The sequence below is a fragment of the Persicobacter sp. CCB-QB2 genome, assembly GCF_001274635.1.
Taxonomy (GTDB): domain Bacteria; phylum Bacteroidota; class Bacteroidia; order Cytophagales; family Cyclobacteriaceae; genus Persicobacter; species Persicobacter diffluens.
Genome location: NZ_LBGV01000001.1, coordinates 1,041,936 through 1,064,004, shown reverse-complemented (window position 1 = coordinate 1,064,004; position 22,069 = coordinate 1,041,936). Strand labels below are relative to the sequence as shown.

Sequence of the window (22,069 nt, the reverse complement as noted above, 5' to 3'; positions counted from 1 at the left end):
ACTGTCAAAACGCAAAGAATGCACTCCAACAAAAGCTTGTTTTACGAACAAGTTAGCCAAATATCAACAAACAAGTTTTTATCAGTGAAATAATAACATCTGGAAATTAAATTTCTAAATAAAATCACAAACCTACTGACTATTATTACGATATTAAGAATAACCATCCCTCTACTTATGAAATACTTTATACTTTTTATCGCTTTAGTTTTGTCCAGACAAAGCTTTGCGCAGGCTCCGGATGTCCAGGTTGACACCCTTGCTGCTCCAGCGGCCAAAGAAAGCACAAATCCCTTATGGAAAACCGGTGGATCTGCCGGTATTAACTTTTCTCAGGTAACCCTATCCAATTGGGCGGCCGGTGGTGATAATTCCATCGCGGGAAATGTTTTTGGGAACTGGTACGCGAATTATTCCAAAGGAAAAATTGTTTGGGCTAATAAGCTCGATGTCGGTTATGGATTGATTCGAAAAGGAAAAGATGATACTGAGAAAACCGATGACCGCATCGAATTACTCTCCAGCTTTAACCGTCAGATAAGTGAATCCAAATGGTACTATACCGGATTACTCAATTTTAGGACCCAATTTGCCGATGGTTTCGATTTGGAAAATGACCCTGAAACCAGAATATCGACCTTTATGGCTCCCGGATATTTGGAACTTTCCTTAGGCTTTACTTATCGATTTGGAGAATTATTTTATGTTTATCTGGGACCCATCGCCAGTAAAATGACCTTTGTCCGTGACGACGTTTTGGCGGCCCAGGGTGCTTTTGGAGTAGATCCAGGTGATAACTTCCGTTTTGAATTGGGGGGAAATGCCCGTTTTCAATTTCGAAAAGACATTGCGCAGAATGTGACTTTTCAACTGAATGGAAATTTCTTCAGTAATTATCAGGAAAACCCACAAAACATTGACGTGAACCTGGATGCTTTACTGGACCTTAAGGTAAATGACTGGCTTTCTGCCAATATTGCAATCTCCACCATTTATGATGATGACATCCTAATTACGGACAAAGAAGGAAAAACCGGGCCCCGAATGCAATACAAACACGTGATGGCCATTGGATTGGTATACAAATTCAAAAATCACGAGGATTAATATTTTCCAATTTCAAAAGGAAACCACTAATATTGCCAAAATTATTAGTGGTTTTTTATGTTCTTTTTACTCTCCAAAGCATTGGTGTTCTGCATCCAGCCGATCAACTGGATACTCCTTTTTCTTTTATTGGCTTTAGTATGGAAGCGAAAAAGGAAAACCTTCCTGCTGACCACCTTTTCCCTATTAATTCTATTCTCCAACCGCCCACTATATGATTTTTTTGATCGTTGTTGGCAAATAGAAAGCCTGGAAATGGAAGACCTTTCTTTGAATAAGCCCAGGACGGCCATTTTGCTTGGAGGAGCAGTGGATACCGGACGCCCACCCTTTACACTAACCCACTTTAATTGGGCCGCGGACAGAATCACACATACGCTGCAACTCTTTCAGCGTGGCTATGTCCATCAAATTATTCTTACCGGAGGAAATGGCTATGTCAACCGAATGGAAGGAGAGCCTTCAGAAGCCATGACGACTGCCCAGTTTCTAATGGATGCGGGTGTCCCCGAATCGGCCATTTTCATTGAGGATGCATCCAGAAATACTTATGAAAACGCCTGCTTCACCAAAGCACTGATAGAAGCGCAAAATGTAGCATCAGATACGGATTGGTTGTTAATCACCTCCGCCAGTCACATGAGAAGATCACTGGCAATATTTGAAAAAGCAGGTTTATATTGCCTGCCCTTTTCAGCTCATTATGCTACTTCCCACCGCCCTCTGGTTTGGACAGACTACCTCCTGCCGGATGCGCAAACCTTAACATGCTGGAATTTTTTAATCAAGGAATGGGTGGGCTTTGTCACTTATCGTCTGAAAGGATATTTATAATAACCGGTAGTACTGAGCATAAAAAAAGCGGAAGATATCAACCTCCGCTTTTTTTAATCTAATTAGCAAATGTTAAAAGAACATTGGTTTATCGAGCTTAGTCGCTATTCGATAGGCTGCATTAATTAAACCGACGTGACTATAGGCCTGAGGGAAATTCCCCCACTGGCTGCCGGTTTTGGCATCTACATCCTCACTCAATAGTCCAAGATGATTGGTATATTTTAGTAATTTTTCAAACTCAATGATTGCCTCTTCTACTCTACCGACAACGGCTAATGCCTCCACGTACCAGAAAGCGCAAATCAGGAAAGTTGTTTCCGGCGCACCAAAATCATCAATATGTTTATAACGATAGAATAAACCTTCCTTGGTCCGCAATTCTTTTTCCATCGCCTTTAAATGCGTTTTTGCGATGGAACTGGAAGAGTCCAGATAGCCCATCATAATCAACTGCAAATTGGCCGCATCCAATTCCGGCGATCCGGCCGCCTGCGTATAAACCCCCATTTTATCATCATAGCAGGCTTCAATACGCTCAAATGCTTTCTTCTTTAATTCCCGAGCGGTAGTCATCATTTCATTATCTCCAAATCTGGAGGCAATTTTCAATGCCGCGGAACTTCCGGCCCACTGGAACAAAAAGGTATAGCAATAATATTTGGACCGATCACGAAACTCCCACAAACTGGCATCCTTTTCATCAATGGTCCGGTCAATCATTTTCAGGATATTGCGCATCATATCATGAGAATTAAAGCGATTCTCATGCTGAAAACGCTCATCAGCAAACAAGGGCAGAAGTGAAATCATCACCTGCCCATAAACATCATTCTGAATATGTTCATGCGCCTGATTTCCGATCCTCACAGGACCATTTCCGAGGTATCCTTCCAGATCAATAATCTTTTCCTCCAGCTTAGATTTCCCCTTGATGCTGTACAAGGGTTGAAAACGATCCTTTTCCTTTGAAGAAATATTGGCGATATAGTTAAAATACCTTTCCGATTCTTCAAAGTGACCAATATGGTTAAAAGCCTGCAGGGTGTAGAAAGTATCCCGCATCCAGCAAAAACGATAATCCCAGTTACGGCCACTGCCGGGGATTCCGGAAGGGAGGTGGTGCTGGCCGCAATGATAGCACCGGTATCTTCAAACTGGTGAATTTTCAAAGCGAGGGCAGAACGAATCACCGCCTTTTGGTGAAAAGAACCAATCGAAGTGGATTTCACCCAATCCTGCCAGTATTTCTGGGTGGCGCGTAAAAATTCATCCGCTGTTTTTTCCAATGCCGCTTCCAATGGAGCACCGTAGGTTAAAACCAAATATTTGGTTTCATTCAGGAAGAAGGGCTCTTCATCATCGATCACATAACTTAATGGAATGTTAGTGGTCAGGCGCATTTCATCCCCTATTCCCAGATATTTGATATGATTGGAACCTAAAACCCGCTCCGGATTTTTCGTACCATAATCTCCCTTGGGTGCACATCTCACATTCACCCTGGGATTACCCGAAAGCGGTTCTACCTTTCTGATTAACATCAACGGACGAAAATACCGGTCATATTGAGGAAACCGGGGTGCAAAATCAGTTACGCGATACTTACCATTTTCATCTTCGATTTCCGTCACCAATATATTGGTATTATCCATATAGTATTGGTGAGAGGAGAAAGCTGTTTCTACAGGCAGAATTGTAAATTCACCCCCTTTTTTAGAATCCAATAAAGAACCGAAAACAAAACTACTATCGAAGGAAGGCCAACACATCCAAACCACATTGGTTCGCTTGTCGATAGAGGCCATAAAAGCACAATTACCGACAATACCGAAATCATAAGTATGGGATTGAGTCATAAATAAGAGATTAGTATAATTTTTTGGAGAAATCATAATTTCCAAAAAATTAAATTCTCAAACAACCTTTAAACCGTACAAAATTGGTAATAAAAAGAAAAGCATGCTTGATGAAAATTGGCATGCTTTTGGATAAATTGAAGAAGTGATTGTGGTTTAAAACAAAAAGATATAAAAAAATAATCTACCTAGTTAAAAAAATCCATTCGATAAAAAAATCAAACCTAATCCACAATCTGGAATCTTTAATATTGTTCAGCGGGCATTATTATCCATAAGATAATATACAGCGCGAGTCCTGTTCCTGCAAATAAAAGTAAAAACACGTAGATCAAACGAATAATAACAGGATCCAAATTGAAATAATCTGCAACTCCTGCACAAACGCCGGCAATAATTTTACGATTTACTGGTCGGGTTAAGTTTTTTCTCATTTCTGTCTTACTTTATTTAAATATAGCCTTTTTTTAAATATAGCGGAAATATTTTATCCAAAAATTATAATTCAAACAATTTACCTCCTTTTTTTCATGTTATTTATGAAATTAACCATAAAACATGTACTATTCATGCCATCATGCACAAAAAAAACCACAAGTCGGAAACTTGTGGTTTTAATATTTAATCTGACAATTTTCTTAAGCCTGATTCAAAATTCTTAGCTCATCACGAAGCACTTTTACCTTAGCTTCTGCTTCTTCGATTTTTTGATCGTATTCCGCCTTTAAAGCCTCTGCATTTTTAGATCTGGCAAAGAAGCCCAGGTTACTTTTCCAGGTATTGATCTCATCTTCCAATTCCTGAATCTGGCGACGTAAGTCCTGCTCAGCTTTATTCAAAGAAGATTTATTTGGTGACGATTTCAATCGCTGATATTTTGCCTGCAGAACCAAGCGCTGCTTCTCCCCTTCTGCAATCCCTTCAACTGCCTCTAAATAAGTGGCATTCGCTTCGGCCCATTTTTGCTGAATGGTTTTAATTTCCTTACGAGGCACAAAACCAATCTCTTCAAACTGTGCCTGAATTTCCTGAAGCGGCTCTAAGCTGTTGGGTTTTTCAGCGGCCAAAGCGACCAATTGCTCACAAAGCGCTGCCTTCTTCTCAAAATTAGCTACAAACTCCTGCTCCACGGCTTCATTCTTCTGGCGCTTGCGGTTGAAGAAATGATCACATGCCGCTTTGAACTCTTCAAAAACAGAATCCTTGAATTTCTCTGGTACAGGGCCAATTTTTCTCCACTCCTGCTGAAGAGACTTCAATGTATTAGCCGTTCCTTCGATATCCTCGCTGTCTTTCAACGCTTCTGCCTTCTCCACTAAAGCCTGCTTCAGCTTCAAGTTTACCGTACGCTCCTCTTCCAGGTTCTTGAAGAATTGTCCTTTGTTATTAAAGAAAGTCTTGAAAAGTCCCCAGAACTCTTTATTGATATCTTTGGCATTCTCACGAGGTACATGCCCAATAGCATCCCACTCCTTCTGAAGGTCCTGCAATTTCTTGGTTTCCTGATTCCACTCCGTAATTCTTCCGGAATTAAAATCAACAAATGGACGAATCTTGGCGATCAAAGCTTTTTTGGTTTCCAAATTCGCTTCCTGCTCTACCCGAATCTGATCGCTGTATTCTTTACGGCGATCATAAACCGCATCAGAAGCCGCCTTGAAACGATCCCAGATTTTATCCTGCTCTTCACGAGGCACCGGGCCGATGTTTTTATATTCTTCGTGCAATTCATTCAAAATACGAACCGCATCCAAAATCTCCGAATCTTTCAGCTCTTCTGCTTTTTCACATAGCTGAACTTTTTTAGTCAGGTTTTTACGACGGTCCAAATCCTTCAACTCGAAGAAAATACCACGACGATCATAATACTGATCCAAAAGGGCTTTATAATTAGCCCAAAGCTCCTGATTTTCGGCCATATTCACCTGACCGATACCTTTCCACTCTTCCTGAATCTTACGAACAGCTTCAATGCTCTGCTCCGTTTCTTCGCCTTTTACAATTTCTCTCAACTGGCGAAGCAAAAGTTTTTTCTTAGCCGTATTTTCTTTACGGCTAGACTCCAGGTTAGCGTAATATTTATGTTTTCTTTCCTTCAATAAGCTGTAGAGCTCATCAAATTTTCGATCCATCTCTTCGCCATGGTATTCAAAACCGTCAGGCTCTCCGCCATCCGCCTTGTATTTCTCCAAAGCCGACTGACGTTCTTCATGACGTAAACCATTAAAAATTGGCCCCACTATCTTCAAAACTTCATCATTGTAACGGAAGTTCTGAGACTCTTTCAAGTCCGATAAGGCTTTTACCAATTCTTCCTTACTTTTTCCGACAAAATCTTCCTCGTTTACAGTAAGGCTTTCTTCTTTCACCTCCTCAGCAGTGTTCACTTCCTGCTCAGGTTGTACATTTTCCTTTTCTGCTTCAGAAGACTGATCAAACAATTTGTCGTTTTCCATGACTCTTTAATTAATTTAAAAATTCCCGCCGTTAGCGGCGGACCGAACACAATCTATACCCTCCTTCAAAAATATTGCTGAAGGATTGGATGCCCAAAAATAGACATTTTTTTAATTCATGCGAGGATCTATGGGGTAATTTGAATACATCTTGAATCTTCCCCCCATCAGGGACAATACTTTCTTCCACAAATCATCGGGACGGGTGTCAAAAATCAGATTTTCATTCGCCTGCCGAAAAATGATCCACGATTTCTCTTTAAGCTCTGCTTCCAATTGGCCAGCAGACCATCCGGAATAGCCCAGAAAAAACCGCACCTGCGGGTGAGGCTGTTGTTCCTCCCGTACCAGACTCATCACCTCTTCGAAACCACCCCCCAATAGACATGCTCCACGATCTGATGACTTTCTTCCCCCAGAAAATCTGCTCGGTGCACCATATGAAGCGTATCCTGCTGCACAGGCCCACCCACAAAAAGACTTTGCTCCTGCGGGATATTTTCTCCCTGCATCACCTCATTCAGTTTCAGAAAGGAAGGCTTATTCAAAACAAACCCTACACTGCCCTCCTCATTATGTTCCACTAAGAAAACCACGGACCGCTCAAAATTGGGGTCCGCCAAAAAAGGTTCCGAGATTAACAGATCGCCCTTTTGTGGTTGGGAAATATTTCCGTAGTCAAAATAGTTCATCACAATAAAGATTAGGGTTGGATTCCTCACGAATAAAGGCACAAGGAGTTTAAATGTCAAACTAATCCCTTATTTTCGCCATTATTTTCGACGCAAGATGACACCCATGAAGATAAATATTGCTGATATACGTCAAGATTACTCAAAAAAAGAACTTTCCGTTGAGGAATGCCATGCCCACCCAATCCAACAATTTAACCAGTGGTTTGATGAGGCGATAAAAGCGGAGGTGATGGAGCCCAACGCCATGACGGTTTCTTCTGCTACGGCTGAGGGAAGACCTTCCGCACGAACGGTTTTACTGAAAGGCATTGAAAATAACGCCTTCGTATTTTATACTAATTACAATAGCCGCAAGGGACAACAGTTGAGCAATAATCAATTTGCAGCTTTGACTTTCTTTTGGCCTGAGCTGGAGCGACAAGTCAATATTGAAGGAAGTGTTGTTAAAATGCCGGAGGAGGTCTCGGATCAATACTTTGCTAGCCGCCCCTACAAAAGTCGGGTAGGCGCCTGGGCCTCTGAACAAAGTCAGGAGATCGATTCCAAAGCGGTGGTGATGGGCCGCTTTGCCAAGTATGCAGCCAAATTCATCACCCATGTTCCGCGCCCGCCGCATTGGGGAGGCTTTGGTATCATTCCGGATCGTATTGAATTCTGGCAAGGACGCCCAAGCCGATTGCATGACCGCGTGCTGTATGTTTTAGAAAACGGGCATTGGAATAAAAAGCGCCTGGCTCCCTGACCATCCGTTGGCGCGACTTTGCGCTACACTTTCCATTCCAACCGGCTGAGGGATAGCGGGCTTTGCCTGAGCTCCTTTTTGCCGGCGACTACCCTTAAATAAACTTCTCAGGAGTCGGCAAAAAGAGCGAGGCCCGCCAGCCCGACCGAGCCTGTGAGGGCAGCCCCTAAAAAATAATTCTCTTCTCTGATTTTCATGAATACTTATTTAGAAAGATACGCCTATCCGGAACGCTTTTTAAGCAATGAAGCGCAAGCCCATACCAGCCAGATTGTGGTGATTCCCTGTTATAACGAACCGGATTTGCTGACTTCCCTACAATCTTTGGCCAATTGCAAGCCCACAAAGGGACATACGGAGGTGATAACGGTAATTAACCATGGGGAAAATGCCTCAGAGGAAGTCATTCAACGAAATCAGCAGACGCTGGAAGAAGCACAGGCCTGGGCAATGGCACAATCGCTTCCCCACCTTTCTTTCGAATTCATTAAGGTCAGCAATCTCCCCAAAAAACATGCGGGGGTAGGCCTTGCCAGAAAAATCGGGATGGACGAGGCCGCTTTCCGACTAGAGACCATCGGAAAGCCCAAGGCGCCGATCATTTGCTTTGATGCTGATAGTCAATGTTCTGAAAACTACCTTTTGGAGATTGAGCAATATTTTCAGGATTACCCGAAAACCAATGCGGCATCCATTCATTTTGAGCATCCGCTGGAAGGTGATTTTCCAAAGCAATGGTACGAAGCGATTGAGATTTATGAATTGCATTTGCGCTATTATGTCAACGGACTTCGATATGCCCAGCATCCCTTTGCCTATGAGACCATCGGTTCGAGCATGGTGGTACGGGCGGATATTTACCAAAAGCAAGGGGGCATGAACCGCCGGAAAGCCGGAGAGGACTTCTACTTTCTGCACAAAATTATTCCATTGGGGAACTTCGCCGACATCACGTCCTGTCAGGTGATTCCCTCTCCCAGGCCTTCAGATCGGGTGCCTTTTGGTACCGGAAAAGCGGTGGGTGAATTTTTGGCTTCGGGGGAAACGCAGCGGATGGATTCTTATCACCCAGAAATATTTGAGGAATTGAAAGTGTTTATCGAAAAGGCTTACGGCTTTTTCAAACAACCTTTCGGGGCTGTGAAGGAAGAAATGCCGGCTGCCACTCAGGCCTTTTTGGTGGAAAGTAAATTTGAAGAAGAGCTTCAAAAGATCCTCAAAAACAGTCCGAATAAAAAAATTTTTAAGCAGCGTTTCTTTCAATGGTTCGATGGCTTCCGCACGCTAAAATATGTTCACTTTTTAAGAGATTACCAATATCCCCCTATTGACCTTAGAAGTGGCGTGGATAAACTCTTTAATTTATTGGAAATTTCGCAGTGTCAACCGGCGCAACAATTGGAAAGCATGCGGGCTTATGACCGAAATTTGCACTATTCCCCCAAGCTTCCGAACTGGGATTAATTCGTTGATTAACCTGATTTCACCATTTTTTCCGTAAATTATATTAAACACAGATTAAAACACGGGCACAATGGTGCCGAAATCAACAATCAACAGAACCCAAATGAAATCACTTTTAACACAATTTGAGGAAAGAAAACCTGAAATTGTTTTTGAATGGCACGACACCGAAACCGAAGCCAAAGGCTGGGTGGTGATCAACTCTCTGCGGGGAGGGGCGGCCGGCGGGGGAACTCGTATGCGGAAGGGATTGGACAAAAGAGAGGTGGAATCGCTGGCAAAAACCATGGAAATCAAATTCACCGTCTCCGGCCCGGCCATTGGCGGTGCGAAGTCCGGCATTGACTTTGACCCCAAAGATCCCCGAAAGGATGAAGTGCTCCGGCGCTGGTACAAGGCGGTGACTCCACTCCTGAAAAGCTATTACGGCACTGGCGGAGACCTGAATGTAGATGAGATCAATGAGGTAATCCCGATTACGGAAGATTATGGCCTTTGGCATCCGCAGGAAGGCATTGTCAATGGGCATCATCAAGCGAATGAACCACAGAAGATCAAAAAGCTCGGGCAATTGCGGCAGGGCGTAAAGAAAGTCATTGAGGATCCGGCCTTTTCACCGGAGGTGAGTCGGAAATATACGGTATCGGATATGATCACCGGTTATGGCGTTGCAGAGGCTGTCCGGCACTATTACCACATTTGGAACGGGGATTTCCGAGGCAAACGGGCGATCATTCAGGGATGGGGAAATGTGGGCGCAGCGGCAGGATTTTATCTGGCCAAAATGGGGGTGAAAATTGTCGGCATCATTGATAAACATGGAGGCCTTCTCCAGAAGGACGGATTTACGCTGACGGAAATTCAGGATTTGTATCTGGACCGGAAAGGCAATCAACTGGCCCATTCCGGCATCATTCCTTTCGAGAAAATCAATCAGGAAATCTGGAAGATGGGTGCTGAGATTTTCATTCCTGCAGCGGCTTCTCGCCTGGTGAATAAGTCGAATATTGACGAATTAATTAAAGGTGGACTGGAAGTCATCAGCTGTGGGGCCAACGTTCCTTTTCATGATGAGGAAATCTTTATGGGCGCTACCGCAAGATATGCCGACCAAAGGGTATCGGTTATCCCGGATTTTATTGCCAACTGCGGGATGGCGCGGGTTTTTGCCTTTTTAATGGAGGGAGAGGTTGAATTAACGGACCACAATATCTTCCTTGATACTTCCAACACCGTCAAAAATGCACTGGAGGAACTTCACTCTCAGGTGCAATCAGGCACCAATATGTCCAATAAAGGACTGGAACTGGCCATCAAAAAACTCCTTTAAAATTAACAAAAAAACCGATGCCTCTCCTGTAAGCATCGGTTTTTTCAGGAATCATAAATAAAAAATCAAATTAGTTTTTGCCAAATTCCTTTTGCAACCTGTGTACTTCGCTGGCATCCATCTGATCGATCATATGCTCATTTAAATGCGTAAAACTTAAGCAGGTGGAAACGGTTTTCTTTCCGCTTACATTCGCCACTGCGAATAAATTCCCTACCATTGCGTAAAATCTAACGCCCTTGTCGTTTATGTGAACTAACTTCATAACAAAAATCAAAATAATTCCTTGGTTCCAAAAAGTCCAAAAACAGTGCCAATCAAATGTTGGAATTCAAAAAAGAAACGGCTGCCCATTCTGAAAAATAAAGTCCTCCCTTTTGAAAAAAACCAACATGACCGCCATGTTCGGGCTGCATGAATTTAATCAATTCATTTTCGGTTGAAACATGTGGGGCATAGCAGGTCTCAGATAAAAACGGATCATTTGCAGCGTTTAAAATTAAGGTAGGAATTTTAATTTCGCTAATAAAATTTTTAGAACTACAGGAAATGTAGTAATCCTCCGCCCCGGCAAAGCCTCCCAGCGGGGCAGTGAAGTGATCATCAAAATCCCAGAGCCGGTCAATTTTCTCCAGTAAATCCAGGTCAAAATCAAAGCCATGGGCCGATTTTCGCCTGACTTTTTCTTTTAAAGACCTCAAAAAACGATCGTGGTAAATAAAATTCCTAGGCTTATGAATTTCCAATGTGCACCCTAATAAATCCAGCGGCACCGATACCGCCACTGCAGCAGACAAATTCGGAAGGACCGCTCCCTCCCCCAAGTATTTCAGACTCAGGTTCCCTCCCAGGCTAAAGCCCACCATGGAAATACTTTTATAATCACGTTTCCCCACGTGATCCATCACTCTTCGGACATCATCCGTGGCTCCGGAATGATAAAATCGCTTCAAACGATTTACCTCTTCTCCACAACCACGGTAATTAAAAGTTAAACAGTCAAAACCGGCCTGCATACAAGCCCTGATCATTCCCTGAATATAAACCCGGTGGGCATCCCCTTCCAGGCCGTGCAATACCACCACCAGCCGCTCACTGCCTTGTTTAGACCAGTATAAATCTAAAAAATCACCATCCTCTAATTCCAGCCTTTCCGGAGATTGGGAAACCCTCACCCGCCTGCTTAAAGTTGGAAAAATGGTTTCCAAATGGGCATTGAAAAGAAATGGTGGCCGCTTATATGATTTCATTTATGTTTTTATCCCTATTTGAACTCCCTCAAAACGAAGTGTTTATATAAATCAATGGGTCTTAACCTCCTTTTATTAAGAAACCAACCCAAAACAATTTGAATTTAATTCCTTTTTTAGATTAAAAAAAACGTATAATTGGACGATAAGTAGGGTTACTTTTTAATGGATCCATGTATTAACCAGCAGTTGATGAAAGATAAAGAAGTCATCGATAGGATTGAAAAGGGAGACGAAAGTGCTCTTGATTATTTGTATATCAAGCTTTATAGCATGATCACCCGAAGCATTCTTAAAAACGGTGGGAACGAGGAAGAAGCCAAAGATATTTTTCAGGATGCTTTGATTGTTTTTTGGCAAAAAGTTAGCAAAAGAGAATTGACGCTTACCGCTAAAATCAGCACCTATGTGTATAGTGTAAGTCAAAACCTTTGGCATAAAGAGTTGCTAAGAAAAAAACGTTATGCCGGAGAACCCGCTGACATCCCCTTTTCTGAAGACTTTGAAAATAAAGAAAGAATAAAAATCATCAGGGACTGTATCGATAAAATGGGAAAATCCTGTAGAGACATATTAACCGCCCATTATTTTGACGGATTGGGCATGACTGAAATTGCAGAAAAATTTGGCCTGGCAAATGCGGATACCGCTAAAACCCGAAAATATAAATGCAAAAAGAAGCTGGATCTGTTTGTAAAATCTCATTTCACCTCTAACGATTTCTTAGATTAACCTATGAACGCTGACGAAAAATATTTTCACATGGTCGATGATTATCTGAGTCATCAGTTGAATCCGGAGGAAGTGCTGAGGTTCGAGCAGGCTATGAAGAACTCCCCCGACTTAACCGAAGAGGTGAATTTTCAAAAAGACGTGCGTAACGCGCTCCATGATTTTCGTAAATCGGAACTTAAAGGTCGGTTAAACAATTTACCCATCAAAGAAAGTACCTACACCTCCGGATTTTGGTCATTCCAAGAGCGGCAGCTGTAGTTTCCATCGGTTTAGTCATTGGTGCAGGCTTCTTTTTCTCAGACCAATTACAAGCACCACACTCCAGTGAGACGGTCTCTGAAGAATTCATCCCACTTACTTCAGTAGAAAAAAATGTTGATTTAGATTTCTCAGAAGCCCTGGAATCTGACATGGCAGAACCAAAAGTTCAACCTAAAGCCACAGAGACGCATAAGGAAGAAATCAGGCTTAACCTGAACAATACCAAAACACTTCCAACTGAGGCTCCAAAGAGAACAATTCGCAAACCTATTCAACCGACGGTCACAGAAAATCTGGAAATGGTCGAAAGCCCTTCTAGCGTTTCAGTGCAAAGCGCAGAAAGTACAGAAGTTACCGGTTTCACCACCGTTACTTTGAAAATTCATAGTCAGAAGAAGAAACACCGGAAATATTCTTTCCAAAACAACCAACTTGATCTGTACGGACAATTTGAAAAGGTTGAATTCATTTCGAAAACAGATCAGCTCATTAAATTGCGGATTGACGGAAACATTTATCAACTAAAAGAAAGTGCGAATATCACGGAATTAAAATAATAAATGAAGCCCCACTTTTGGGGCTTTTTTAATGCCTCAATTGCCCACCCATCCTATCCCCAAACTTTCAGCTGAGATCCCAGCAGCCTCCGGGGCTATCCATCCTGTGAAATTCGATTTATCCCGAATTCTACAGCGCTAGCCTTAAGCCAAATTTCTCGTCGACCTATCAACCAACTTACCTTAAATGACTTATCTCCAATCTAATAAGTTTGTGTTTGCAAATTTAGTAATAGCCCAAATTTAAGCACGCTTGCTTGCTCCTCTTTCATCTGTTTAAGCCGAATTATTCACCGCTAAATTGATTTACTAAAAACAAGTAGTTTATTTTTACCTTATTACAACTTGTTTTCTTTGATTTATTATAGCCCCAATTTGGACAAACTGGCTTTCTTCTCATTCACCTGTTTCGTTGGAAAAAACACGAAACTATTCCTTCATTTTTTCAGCCTCACAGCTAAACGATGATTTAGGCCAGAATAATTTGGACAGACTTTCATTATTCAGATTAGATAGAAAAGCGATGCAAAGATCATTGCGTCCGTCAATCTAACGCAAAATATTGTGTACTGTCCTCAGGACTTTTATATTTACACCTTATTTGATTTTTTCGAATTATATGTCAAAAAATAATAAAAAGAAGGTCGGCGCTTACCCCTTTTTTAGTGTGGTCTTCAGTACAGCATTAGCCTTGTTTATCGTAGGAATTTTGGGACTTACATATATCCAAACCCAAAAGCTTACCCAGCGCATCAAAAGTGATTTGGAAATGCAGGTCTTCCTGAAAAGGGAAGTCAACAAATCTAAAATCGCCCAGTTTCAACGAAAACTCAGCCAGCAGTCTTATATTCTCGCCCCGGCGAATGACAATATTCGGTTCATCTCCAAGGAAGAGGCGGCCAAAACTTTCCTGAATGATACGGGTGAAGACTTTTCGGAATTTCTGGGAGAAAACCCATTACATGATGCCTTCACCATTAAATTAAAGAGTGGTTTTCAAAATTCCGATTCGCTGGAAATGATCAAGCAAGAGCTGGAAAAATTTGCCGAGGTATCAGAGGTCACTTATGTAAAAAATCTGGCCGATCAGATTCAGGAAAATTTCGCTAAACTTTCGGTCATTCTGGTTACTATTGCGATTCTACTCTTTTTTGTAGTCACCATATTAATCAATAACACTATTAAATTGGCATTATTTAGCCAAAGGTTTTTGATTAGATCCATGCAATTGGTCGGTGCGACTTCGGGATTTATCCAAAAGCCTTTTATATTGCGATCCATTTGGCATGGGTTTTTAGGTGGAATTATTGCCTGTTTGGGAATTTCAGGTGTATTGTATTATGCCGTCCACCATATTGACGCCCTTTCCCTGCTATATGCTCCAAAGGAAGTCGGCATTTTGTTCGGCACCATGATAATCACCGGTATTACCGTTAGCTTTTTCAGCACAAAAAAATCGGTGAAAAAATATTTAGGCATGTCCCTAAATGATCTTTATTAAAAATCTTACCCAATAAAAAATCCACATGGAGGAGAACAAAAAAATGCCTTTTGGCAAAAACAACTACATCATTATGCTCGCGGGCATCGTAGTGCTCGCATTAGGTTTTTTCATTATGACCCTTGACAAAGCTGAATATGGATTTGGCTTTCTAGGTTTAACCCTTGGTCCTATTGTAGTTTTGCTGGGCTTTGCTATTGAATTTTACGCTTTATTTTCTAAACCCAAATCATAATAATGAGCTTAATCGAAGCTTTTATCCTTGGAATTGTTCAGGGATTGACTGAATTTTTACCTGTAAGTAGTAGCGGACATATTGAATTGGCAAAGGCCATTTTGGGCACTGAGGTGGAGGAAGATGTATTATTTACGGTCATCCTACACGGTGCTACGGTGCTTTCCACATTGGTCATTTATTTCCAGGAAATTAAAAAATTGATCATCGAAGGCGTTCAGCCGAAGTGGAATGACAGCAAGCAATACATCTTATTTTTAGTTGTTTCCATGATTCCGGTATTTTTCGTTGGGATGTTTTTCAAAGATACCCTTGAAAACATTTTCTTCGGAAATATTCTTGCTGTGGGTATTGCCCTATTATTTACAGGAGCATTACTTTCCTTCACTTACCTTTCCAGAGATTTCGGTACCAAAATTACCTGGTCATCTGCCATCGTAATGGGGATTGCGCAAGCCATTGCGGTAATTCCGGGTATCTCCAGATCAGGTTCCACCATTGCCACCGGTTTGTTAATGGGGGTTAAAAAAGAAGAAGCCACCCGCTTTTCCTTTTTGATGGTTTTGGCACCTATCATGGGAGCCAATCTTTTGGAATTATTGAAATTTGACCCCAGTCAATCCACCAGCCTTAGTTGGCCAGTGATTATTGTGGGCTTTATCACCGCATTTGTTTCAGGAGTTATTGCCTGTAAATGGATGATTAAACTCGTGAAAAAAGGAAAATTAATTTATTTTGCGATTTATTGTTTATTGGTCGGTACAGCGGCAATTGTATTGAGCCTGATATAAACGCGAAAAGATAATATGGAATTAAAAGACTTAGATTTCCAGGCGGGACAGGTACTATTAGTTGATAAACCATTGGAATGGACTTCCTTTGATGTGGTAGGAAAGCTAAGAAACCTTATCAGAATTAAAAAAATCGGTCATGCTGGGACGCTTGACCCGCTGGCTACCGGATTATTAATCTTATGTACCGGGAAAATGACCAAACAGATTGAGCATTTTCAGGGACAAGAAAAAGAATACACCGGTACCATCACCCTAGGACAAACCACCCCTTCTCATGATTTAGAGACAGAAGTGGAGAATGAAAAGGACATTACCCATTTGACCGAAGAAATGGTGAAAGCAGCGGTGAACGGCTTCCTTGGTGAAATTGAACAAATTCCACCTATGCACTCCGCGATAAAGGTGAATGGACAGCGCCTGTATAAGGCCGCCCGAAAAGGAAAAACGGTAGAGGTAAAACCTCGCAATGTGGTTATTCATGAATTTGAAATCACCAATATCGATTTTCCAAAGGTAGATTTTAGAATTGTATGTTCTAAAGGCACTTACATTCGGAGTATTGCCCGGGATTTCGGTGAAAAACTGGAAGTAGGCGGCCATTTATCCGCTTTGAGAAGAACCCGAATCGGGGAATTCAAAGTGGACGATGCTCGACAAATCCAAGATTTTATTGATGCATTCAAAAAAGAAGAATAAATTGAAGGAGGGCTTGTCCCTCCTCTTTTGATATTATGAAAATATACAACGACCTTCAATCTTTTACCCCACCCGCTTATGCGGTAGTTACCAGTGGCACCTTTGATGGTGTACATGAAGGTCATCAAAAAATTTTAAGAAGAATCAGGGAAATCGCGGATCAACATGGAGGCGAGACCATTTTAATTACTTATTGGCCTCACCCAAGGCATGTATTATTTCCTGATGATCACAGCTTAAAATTATTGACCTCCATTGAAGAAAAAGCGGAATTGCTCGAAGCCAATGGCATTGATCATTTAATTCGCCTACCCTTCACCCCGGAATTCTCTCAAATGGAACCGGAAGAATTTGTGCAGAAAATCCTGATTCATGGCATCGGCACTAAAAAGCTGGTAGTGGGTTATGATCATCATTTTGGCAAAAACAGAGGAGGCAATTTCGATTTTCTGCAAGCTAATATTGACCGCTTCGGTTTTGAGTTAGAAGAAATCAGCCGATTGGATATTGACTCTGTGGGCGTTTCCAGCTCCAAAATAAGGAACTATTTAGAAGATGGAGATATTTCTTCTGCCAACCAATATTTAAGTCGCCCCTTTGAAATCAACGCCGAGGTAGTCCATGGAAAGAAAATTGGCCGACAAATCGGCTTCCCTACGGCTAACCTAAATCCACTTTTTAAGCATAAGCTCATTCCGGGCATTGGTGTTTATGCCGTTTATTGCGAGTTTGAAGGTAAAAGGCATCGGGCGATGCTCAATATTGGAAAAAATCCGACAGTAGACCATTCTGAAAACGTTAAAATAGAAGTCCATCTTTTTGATTTTTCAGGTGACCTTTACCAGAAAAATGTCAAAGTAATTTTTGTTGATAAAATTCGGAATGAACAAAAATTTAATAATTTGGAAGAACTAAAATTGGCGCTGAAAACTGACGAACAAAAAGCAAGAATAATATTAAAATAAAAACCGGATTGCTTAATCTGAACCTATAAAACTCCTACAATGAAAAAATCCATCATAACCCTTTTAGCCTTTTGCGGACTTCTTGGTGCAAGTTCTTGCGACAAAAACAACAATCTGCTACTTTTTGGAATTGAGCAGGATAAGCAATTGGGACAGCAAGTCAGCAATGAGATCAATAATGACCCCAGCTATAATATTCTAAGTGAATCCCAAAACCGGGAAGCTTATGCCTATTTGGAAGGCATGAGAGATGAAATCCTCAATTCGGGCGCGGTAGAATATAAAGATGATTTCGCCTGGGAGTTGAAAATCATTGATGACCAAAATGTACTGAATGCTTTCGCGACCCCCGGCGGGTATATCTACGTTTATACGGGATTAATCAAATATCTTGAAGATCCGGATGATTTGGCCGGCGTGATGGGGCATGAAATCGCCCATGCGGATTTGCGTCACACTTCCCGAAACTTACAAAACAATTACGGCATACAGATATTGCTGTCTATTATCAGTGGACAGGCTGATAGTGAATTGAGTCAGATTGCATTAGGCCTGGCCACCAATGGAGCGCTGATGCAATTCAGCCAGAAATTTGAAAAAGAATCTGATTTAAAATCAGTGGAATACCTGGCAGGCACTAAATATCGATGCGATGGTGCTGCGACCTTCTTCCAAAAATTAGAAGAAGAGAATCCAGCCAATGAAGATATTTTCAGTCAGATAAGCGCATTTTTCTCAACCCACCCTCAACCTGCTGACCGGGCAGATTATATACCGGAGGAGGCGGAAAAAGTGGGCTGCTCCACCAAACCATCCGGCGAATCAAGCCAGCAGGCTTATGACCTTTTCAAAAGCAATTTAGGCCTACTATAAAACAGTGGATCTAATGAAAGTATGGGGAGCAAAGGGCTTTTAATTCACTTAAAATAATGGCCGTTGCGCCCCAAACTATTTTCCCATGGATATCAAAATAAGGCACCTCCATAGGTCCATGGGGAAGTTTAAGTGTGGTTTTCATGGGTTCGGCCGGGCTTTCGATCAATTTCATTAAATCACACATTAGTATATCGTCCACTTCCCAGTCGTCCGGAACAAAAGTCACCTCTTCCTGAACGGAACCTAAAACAGGGGTCACCATAAAATTACTTACCGGAATATATAAATTGGTCAACTGACCATGTACACTCACCACTTTCCGCGGAAGCCCAATTTCCTCCTCTGCTTCCCGGAGTGCGGTAAAATCTAAATTGGGATCTCCGACATCTTTTTTACCCCCAGGCAAAGCAACCTGCCCGCTATGTGCGCCATCATATTTCGGCCGTTGAATCAAAGGGAACAAAATCCGCCCATTTCGTTCCAAAAAATTGATTAATACCGCACTTTCTCTGGCCCCAGTACGCTGCTGTTTAAACCGTAACTGCTTATCCGGTAAAGGCGCCATTATTTTCTGCGCCTCCTCTCCAGGCAAAGGAGATTCCAGGCGTTGTTCTAAAAAGGCTAAAAAACCATTCAAATAATTCATAGGAGTTTTTTAAAAATTGCATCCAACCAATACGACCTCATGGAGACTTTATCGTGCTAATTCTCCCTAGGAAGATCCTTTGTTTACGAAAACGGTGGAATTTTCTCTTAAAATTTAGCAATAAAATCTAAAATGCAAACGCTTGAAATCATCGAATTGTAAAAGGATGATTTATGTCGTTGTTCCTACCAATAAAAACAATAAATTCGCATTGATAAATCTGAAACACCAATTTCATATATATTACGATGTTGAAAAATCAAAATCCAACGCAAACGCAAGCGTGGGCTGCTTTGGAAGCGCACTTTCAAAATATGCAAAATGCGCAGATGAAAGATCTTTTTGCTCAAGATGCGGATCGTTTTAATAAATTCTCTACTCAGTTTGAGGATATCCTTTTGGACTACTCCAAGAATATCATTACTGAAGAAACATTGGAAAAATTGGTTGCCTTGGCCAAAGAAACCGGTGTAGCAGAAGGCATTAAAGCGATGTTTGCAGGAGAGAAGATCAACCAAACGGAAGGTCGTTCAGTATTGCACGTAGCGCTTCGTAATCAGTCCAATACCCCAATTATGGTGGATGGCGAGGATGTAATGCCAGCGGTAAATGCTGTTTTAGCAAAAGTTGAAAATTTCTCTAATCGCGTATCGAATGGCGATTGGAAAGGATATACCGGAAAAGCCATTACTGATATTGTAAACATCGGTATTGGTGGTTCTGACCTGGGTCCATTGATGGTGACCGAGGCTTTAAAAGCCTATAAAAAAGAGAACCTGAACGTGCACTTCATCTCCAATGTAGATGGTACGCACGTAGCAGAAGTATTGAAGCCATTGAATCCGGAAACCACTTTGTTCCTGATCGCTTCCAAGACTTTCACTACACAGGAAACCATGACCAATGCGAATTCCGCAAAAGATTGGTTCTTGAAAACTGCTCAAGAAGAAGGTCATGTAGCGAAACACTTCGCCGCACTTTCTACCAATGCAGACGGCGTTTCCGCTTTCGGTATTGATACGGAAAACATGTTCGAATTCTGGGATTGGGTTGGCGGTCGCTATTCTTTGTGGTCGGCCATCGGTCTGTCTATCGCTTGTGCGATCGGATTTGATAACTATAAAGAATTGTTGGCAGGTGCGCATGCAATGGACAAGCACGTTGCCGAGACTGAATTGGAAAACAACATTCCAGTGTTGTTGGCATTGATCGGAATCTGGTACAACAACTTCTTCAAAGCGGAGTCTGAGGCGATCTTACCATACGACCAGTACTTGCACCGATTTGCGGCTTATTTCCAGCAAGGAAATATGGAGTCTAATGGTAAATACATCGACCGTAACGGCGAGCGTGTAAACTATGAGACGGGTCCAATCATCTGGGGTGAGCCGGGTACTAACGGACAGCACGCTTTCTATCAGTTGATCCACCAGGGAACGAAAATGATCCCATGTGACTTCATCGCTCCTGCGATTTCTCACAACCCAATCGGTGATCACCATCCAAAACTTTTGGCGAACTTCTTCGCACAGACAGAAGCTTTGATGATGGGTAAAACTGAAGAGCAAGTGAAAGCAGAATTCGCGAAAGCGGGTAAATCTGAGGCAGAGGTAGCATCTTTGGTTCCTTTCAAAGTTTTCGAAGGTAACAAGCCTACTAACTCTATTTTGGTGAAGCAGGTGACGCCAAGAACTTTGGGTGCCCTAATCGCGATGTACGAGCACAAAATTTTCGTACAAGGTGTGATCTGGAACATCTTCTCTTTCGATCAGTGGGGTGTGGAATTAGGTAAGCAGTTGGCGAACCAGATTCTTCCTGAATTGACAAACGAAGAGGCGATTGCTTCTCACGACAGCTCTACCAACGGATTGATCAACGCTTATAAAGCGATGCGTTAATCTTTTGGATTAAGATACATTACTAAAAAGCCACTGGAATACTGCTTTCCGGTGGCTTTTTTTATCCCCTATACTCCCTACTGGTTGTAGCATTCGCTACGACCTCATTACCACTTCAAAAAAGGAATCAGGTTTAATAGAGCTAATGCCCCGAGAATTTTGGGGGCGTAGGCGGTGCCGACGACCAGAGACCGAGCAAACCCGGTCAAAGCGCGACGCTTTGACCAGAGGAGGCTAATCTATTTTTATAATCATAGTATGCTTTTAGATATTTGGATTTCGTCCATGCCTTTTGAATTGAACTATACATTAATCTTTTTTCTAAATCATCTTTTGTCAGTAAAGCCTTGCTAAGTTCTTCACCTAATTGTAAAGAATCTGGAAGCATTTTTTCTTTCAACAAAAAATTTAGCTCTGGCTTTTCTATGCTGTAGACCACCGGAAATTTTAAAATGCCATTCTTGCTAAGAGAGACTTCTAATTGTTTGAAATCGCTGAGTGTATAACCTCCTTCTCCCGATTTATACATATTAAAGTTAATCATGTAAACATAATCAGAGGACATGCTACTTTTTACTTGATCAACCGAATAAACCTCTCCAACGGCAATCCCAATTTTATCATATTGAAAATCATCTCTATACCTAAAATAAGAAATTACTTGAATCAATAATAGCGATAGGGCAAAACCTATCGGAAAGAGAATTTTAAACCTTTTAATTCTTTTTGCCTTTAACTTTTCTGCAATCTTTTTTCTCCGATTTTTTTTCCTCTTCACAGCACCTAAATTTATCTTATTCTAGTTAGCTTCGCGTGCATAAAATATGGCTTATCAAGACGTCTAAACGCAATCTCAAAAATACAAAACAAACCCCCATTTATCCTAATGTTGCAATTTTGACAATTATTCATCTCGCACTCAAAAGGGAAGAATTTACTCATAATAGCCTGCAAGCGACGTCCTCAACTGGAGGTAGCATTCGCTAGGAGTATTGATATCCTGAAGGGATTAAACTAGATAGCGATGGGTGAAAACCCATCGAAAAATCATCAAAACCAATCCATACCCTGAAAGGCTATAATTTCTATCAAAAAAACTCAGCGCAATGTTAATGAGCCCCTGTTCAACCCCTTCAGGGTTGAGGTTGGACTCGAAATGCCTATCGAT

At 41.7% G+C, this 22,069-nt stretch carries 22 protein-coding genes and 2 pseudogenes; 15 read left to right on the top strand and 9 right to left on the bottom strand.

Annotated elements, in window-relative coordinates; translation table 11 throughout:
* Positions 1-177 precede the first annotated feature (177 nt).
* Together NG22_RS04805 and NG22_RS04800 are read left to right on the top strand one after the other, a co-directional pair.
* Positions 178-1,107 (top strand): DUF3078 domain-containing protein, encoded by a 930-nt coding sequence (locus NG22_RS04805; protein ID WP_072159034.1) that lies wholly within the window; start codon positions 178-180, stop codon positions 1,105-1,107.
* A gap of 57 nt (positions 1,108-1,164) precedes the next feature.
* Positions 1,165-1,941: a YdcF family protein gene (locus NG22_RS04800; protein ID WP_053404668.1), complete on the top strand. Its 777-nt coding sequence runs from the start codon at positions 1,165-1,167 to the stop codon at positions 1,939-1,941.
* Between the two features lie 72 nt (positions 1,942-2,013).
* Here the strand turns inward: NG22_RS04800 and NG22_RS18285 are convergent, their stop codons facing one another.
* The 5 genes and pseudogenes from NG22_RS18285 to NG22_RS04780 all read right to left on the bottom strand — a co-directional run bounded on the left by NG22_RS18285 (position 2,014) and on the right by NG22_RS04780 (position 6,948).
* A complete protein-coding gene (locus NG22_RS18285) occupies positions 2,014-3,006 on the bottom strand; it encodes a glycoside hydrolase family 15 protein (RefSeq protein ID WP_367379223.1) in 993 nt (330 codons plus the stop codon).
* A gap of 386 nt (positions 3,007-3,392) precedes the next feature.
* Positions 3,393-3,713 (bottom strand): annotated as a pseudogene (locus NG22_RS18280) (trehalase-like domain-containing protein); the annotation flags it as partial.
* Positions 3,714-4,045: 332 nt separating this feature from the next.
* On the bottom strand, positions 4,046-4,234 hold the full coding sequence (locus NG22_RS04790; protein WP_053404667.1) for a PspC domain-containing protein: 189 nt from the start codon (positions 4,232-4,234) through the stop codon (positions 4,046-4,048).
* 204 nt (positions 4,235-4,438) lie between these two features.
* The gene (locus NG22_RS04785; protein ID WP_053404666.1) at positions 4,439-6,256 is read right to left on the bottom strand and encodes a DUF349 domain-containing protein; all 1,818 of its coding nucleotides are present in this window, start codon (positions 6,254-6,256) and stop codon (positions 4,439-4,441) included.
* A gap of 111 nt (positions 6,257-6,367) precedes the next feature.
* Positions 6,368-6,948 (bottom strand): annotated as a pseudogene (locus NG22_RS04780) (YqgE/AlgH family protein).
* A gap of 106 nt (positions 6,949-7,054) precedes the next feature.
* Between NG22_RS04780 and pdxH the strand changes: the two are divergent.
* The 3 genes from pdxH (at position 7,055) to NG22_RS04765 (ending at position 10,487) form a co-directional block, all read left to right on the top strand.
* Positions 7,055-7,693 (top strand): pyridoxamine 5'-phosphate oxidase, encoded by a 639-nt coding sequence (gene pdxH, locus NG22_RS04775; RefSeq protein WP_053404665.1) that lies wholly within the window; start codon positions 7,055-7,057, stop codon positions 7,691-7,693.
* 195 nt (positions 7,694-7,888) lie between these two features.
* A complete protein-coding gene (locus NG22_RS04770; RefSeq protein WP_053404664.1) occupies positions 7,889-9,157 on the top strand; it encodes a glycosyltransferase family 2 protein in 1,269 nt (422 codons plus the stop codon).
* A gap of 103 nt (positions 9,158-9,260) precedes the next feature.
* Positions 9,261-10,487 (top strand): Glu/Leu/Phe/Val dehydrogenase dimerization domain-containing protein, encoded by a 1,227-nt coding sequence (locus NG22_RS04765; protein WP_053406883.1) that lies wholly within the window; start codon positions 9,261-9,263, stop codon positions 10,485-10,487.
* 70 nt (positions 10,488-10,557) lie between these two features.
* Here NG22_RS04765 and NG22_RS17735 read toward each other — a convergent pair whose 3' ends face one another.
* A complete protein-coding gene (locus NG22_RS17735) occupies positions 10,558-10,752 on the bottom strand; it encodes a hypothetical protein (protein WP_157600868.1) in 195 nt (64 codons plus the stop codon).
* 52 nt (positions 10,753-10,804) lie between these two features.
* A complete protein-coding gene (locus NG22_RS04760; RefSeq protein WP_053404663.1) occupies positions 10,805-11,737 on the bottom strand; it encodes a YheT family hydrolase in 933 nt (310 codons plus the stop codon).
* A 192-nt stretch (positions 11,738-11,929) separates the two neighbouring features.
* Between NG22_RS04760 and NG22_RS04755 the strand changes: the two genes are divergently transcribed.
* From NG22_RS04755 to NG22_RS04715, 9 genes are all read left to right on the top strand, one after another.
* Positions 11,930-12,469 (top strand): RNA polymerase sigma factor, encoded by a 540-nt coding sequence (locus NG22_RS04755; RefSeq protein ID WP_053406882.1) that lies wholly within the window; start codon positions 11,930-11,932, stop codon positions 12,467-12,469.
* A 3-nt stretch (positions 12,470-12,472) separates the two neighbouring features.
* Positions 12,473-12,730, top strand: coding sequence for a hypothetical protein (locus NG22_RS04750; protein ID WP_053404662.1), 258 nt, complete (start codon positions 12,473-12,475; stop codon positions 12,728-12,730).
* Positions 12,703-13,290: a hypothetical protein gene (locus tag NG22_RS04745; RefSeq protein ID WP_053404661.1), complete on the top strand. Its 588-nt coding sequence runs from the start codon at positions 12,703-12,705 to the stop codon at positions 13,288-13,290. The genes NG22_RS04750 and NG22_RS04745 overlap by 28 nt, the downstream gene beginning before the upstream one ends.
* Before the next feature lie 619 nt (positions 13,291-13,909).
* A complete protein-coding gene (locus NG22_RS04740) occupies positions 13,910-14,791 on the top strand; it encodes an ABC transporter permease (protein WP_053404660.1) in 882 nt (293 codons plus the stop codon).
* 25 nt (positions 14,792-14,816) lie between these two features.
* Positions 14,817-15,026: a DUF3098 domain-containing protein gene (locus tag NG22_RS04735; RefSeq protein ID WP_053404659.1), complete on the top strand. Its 210-nt coding sequence runs from the start codon at positions 14,817-14,819 to the stop codon at positions 15,024-15,026.
* 2 nt (positions 15,027-15,028) lie between these two features.
* Positions 15,029-15,817, top strand: a complete 789-nt coding sequence (locus NG22_RS04730; RefSeq protein WP_053404658.1) for an undecaprenyl-diphosphate phosphatase — start codon at positions 15,029-15,031, stop codon at positions 15,815-15,817.
* Between the two features lie 15 nt (positions 15,818-15,832).
* A complete protein-coding gene (gene truB, locus NG22_RS04725) occupies positions 15,833-16,516 on the top strand; it encodes a tRNA pseudouridine(55) synthase TruB (protein WP_053404657.1) in 684 nt (227 codons plus the stop codon).
* A 35-nt stretch (positions 16,517-16,551) separates the two neighbouring features.
* Positions 16,552-17,481, top strand: coding sequence for a bifunctional riboflavin kinase/FAD synthetase (locus NG22_RS04720; protein WP_053404656.1), 930 nt, complete (start codon positions 16,552-16,554; stop codon positions 17,479-17,481).
* A gap of 39 nt (positions 17,482-17,520) precedes the next feature.
* The gene (locus NG22_RS04715; protein WP_053404655.1) at positions 17,521-18,354 is read left to right on the top strand and encodes a M48 family metalloprotease; all 834 of its coding nucleotides are present in this window, start codon (positions 17,521-17,523) and stop codon (positions 18,352-18,354) included.
* Between the two features lie 10 nt (positions 18,355-18,364).
* On the opposite strand, the gene NG22_RS04710 is transcribed toward NG22_RS04715, so the two are convergent.
* The gene (locus tag NG22_RS04710) at positions 18,365-19,003 is read right to left on the bottom strand and encodes a CoA pyrophosphatase (protein ID WP_053404654.1); all 639 of its coding nucleotides are present in this window, start codon (positions 19,001-19,003) and stop codon (positions 18,365-18,367) included.
* Between the two features lie 248 nt (positions 19,004-19,251).
* On the opposite strand from NG22_RS04710, the gene pgi reads away from it, so the two are divergent.
* A complete protein-coding gene (pgi, locus tag NG22_RS04705) occupies positions 19,252-20,901 on the top strand; it encodes a glucose-6-phosphate isomerase (protein ID WP_053404653.1) in 1,650 nt (549 codons plus the stop codon).
* Positions 20,902-21,106: 205 nt separating this feature from the next.
* Here pgi and NG22_RS04700 read toward each other — a convergent pair whose 3' ends face one another.
* Entirely contained in the window at positions 21,107-21,679 is a 573-nt protein-coding gene (locus NG22_RS04700; RefSeq protein ID WP_053404652.1) for a hypothetical protein, read from the bottom strand.
* Positions 21,680-22,069 lie beyond the last annotated feature (390 nt).

Coding starts and splice junctions, on each gene's coding strand:
- NG22_RS04805 (WP_072159034.1), top strand. CDS start 178: ATGAAATACTTTATACTTTTTATCGCTTTAGTTTTGTCCAGACAAAGC.
- NG22_RS04800 (WP_053404668.1), top strand. CDS start 1,165: ATGTTCTTTTTACTCTCCAAAGCATTGGTGTTCTGCATCCAGCCGATC.
- NG22_RS18285 (WP_367379223.1), bottom strand. CDS start 3,006: ATGCGGGATACTTTCTACACCCTGCAGGCTTTTAACCATATTGGTCAC.
- NG22_RS04790 (WP_053404667.1), bottom strand. CDS start 4,234: ATGAGAAAAAACTTAACCCGACCAGTAAATCGTAAAATTATTGCCGGC.
- NG22_RS04785 (WP_053404666.1), bottom strand. CDS start 6,256: ATGGAAAACGACAAATTGTTTGATCAGTCTTCTGAAGCAGAAAAGGAA.
- pdxH (WP_053404665.1), top strand. CDS start 7,055: ATGAAGATAAATATTGCTGATATACGTCAAGATTACTCAAAAAAAGAA.
- NG22_RS04770 (WP_053404664.1), top strand. CDS start 7,889: ATGAATACTTATTTAGAAAGATACGCCTATCCGGAACGCTTTTTAAGC.
- NG22_RS04765 (WP_053406883.1), top strand. CDS start 9,261: ATGAAATCACTTTTAACACAATTTGAGGAAAGAAAACCTGAAATTGTT.
- NG22_RS17735 (WP_157600868.1), bottom strand. CDS start 10,752: ATGAAGTTAGTTCACATAAACGACAAGGGCGTTAGATTTTACGCAATG.
- NG22_RS04760 (WP_053404663.1), bottom strand. CDS start 11,737: ATGAAATCATATAAGCGGCCACCATTTCTTTTCAATGCCCATTTGGAA.
- NG22_RS04755 (WP_053406882.1), top strand. CDS start 11,930: ATGAAAGATAAAGAAGTCATCGATAGGATTGAAAAGGGAGACGAAAGT.
- NG22_RS04750 (WP_053404662.1), top strand. CDS start 12,473: ATGAACGCTGACGAAAAATATTTTCACATGGTCGATGATTATCTGAGT.
- NG22_RS04740 (WP_053404660.1), top strand. CDS start 13,910: ATGTCAAAAAATAATAAAAAGAAGGTCGGCGCTTACCCCTTTTTTAGT.
- NG22_RS04735 (WP_053404659.1), top strand. CDS start 14,817: ATGGAGGAGAACAAAAAAATGCCTTTTGGCAAAAACAACTACATCATT.
- NG22_RS04730 (WP_053404658.1), top strand. CDS start 15,029: ATGAGCTTAATCGAAGCTTTTATCCTTGGAATTGTTCAGGGATTGACT.
- truB (WP_053404657.1), top strand. CDS start 15,833: ATGGAATTAAAAGACTTAGATTTCCAGGCGGGACAGGTACTATTAGTT.
- NG22_RS04720 (WP_053404656.1), top strand. CDS start 16,552: ATGAAAATATACAACGACCTTCAATCTTTTACCCCACCCGCTTATGCG.
- NG22_RS04715 (WP_053404655.1), top strand. CDS start 17,521: ATGAAAAAATCCATCATAACCCTTTTAGCCTTTTGCGGACTTCTTGGT.
- NG22_RS04710 (WP_053404654.1), bottom strand. CDS start 19,003: ATGAATTATTTGAATGGTTTTTTAGCCTTTTTAGAACAACGCCTGGAA.
- pgi (WP_053404653.1), top strand. CDS start 19,252: ATGTTGAAAAATCAAAATCCAACGCAAACGCAAGCGTGGGCTGCTTTG.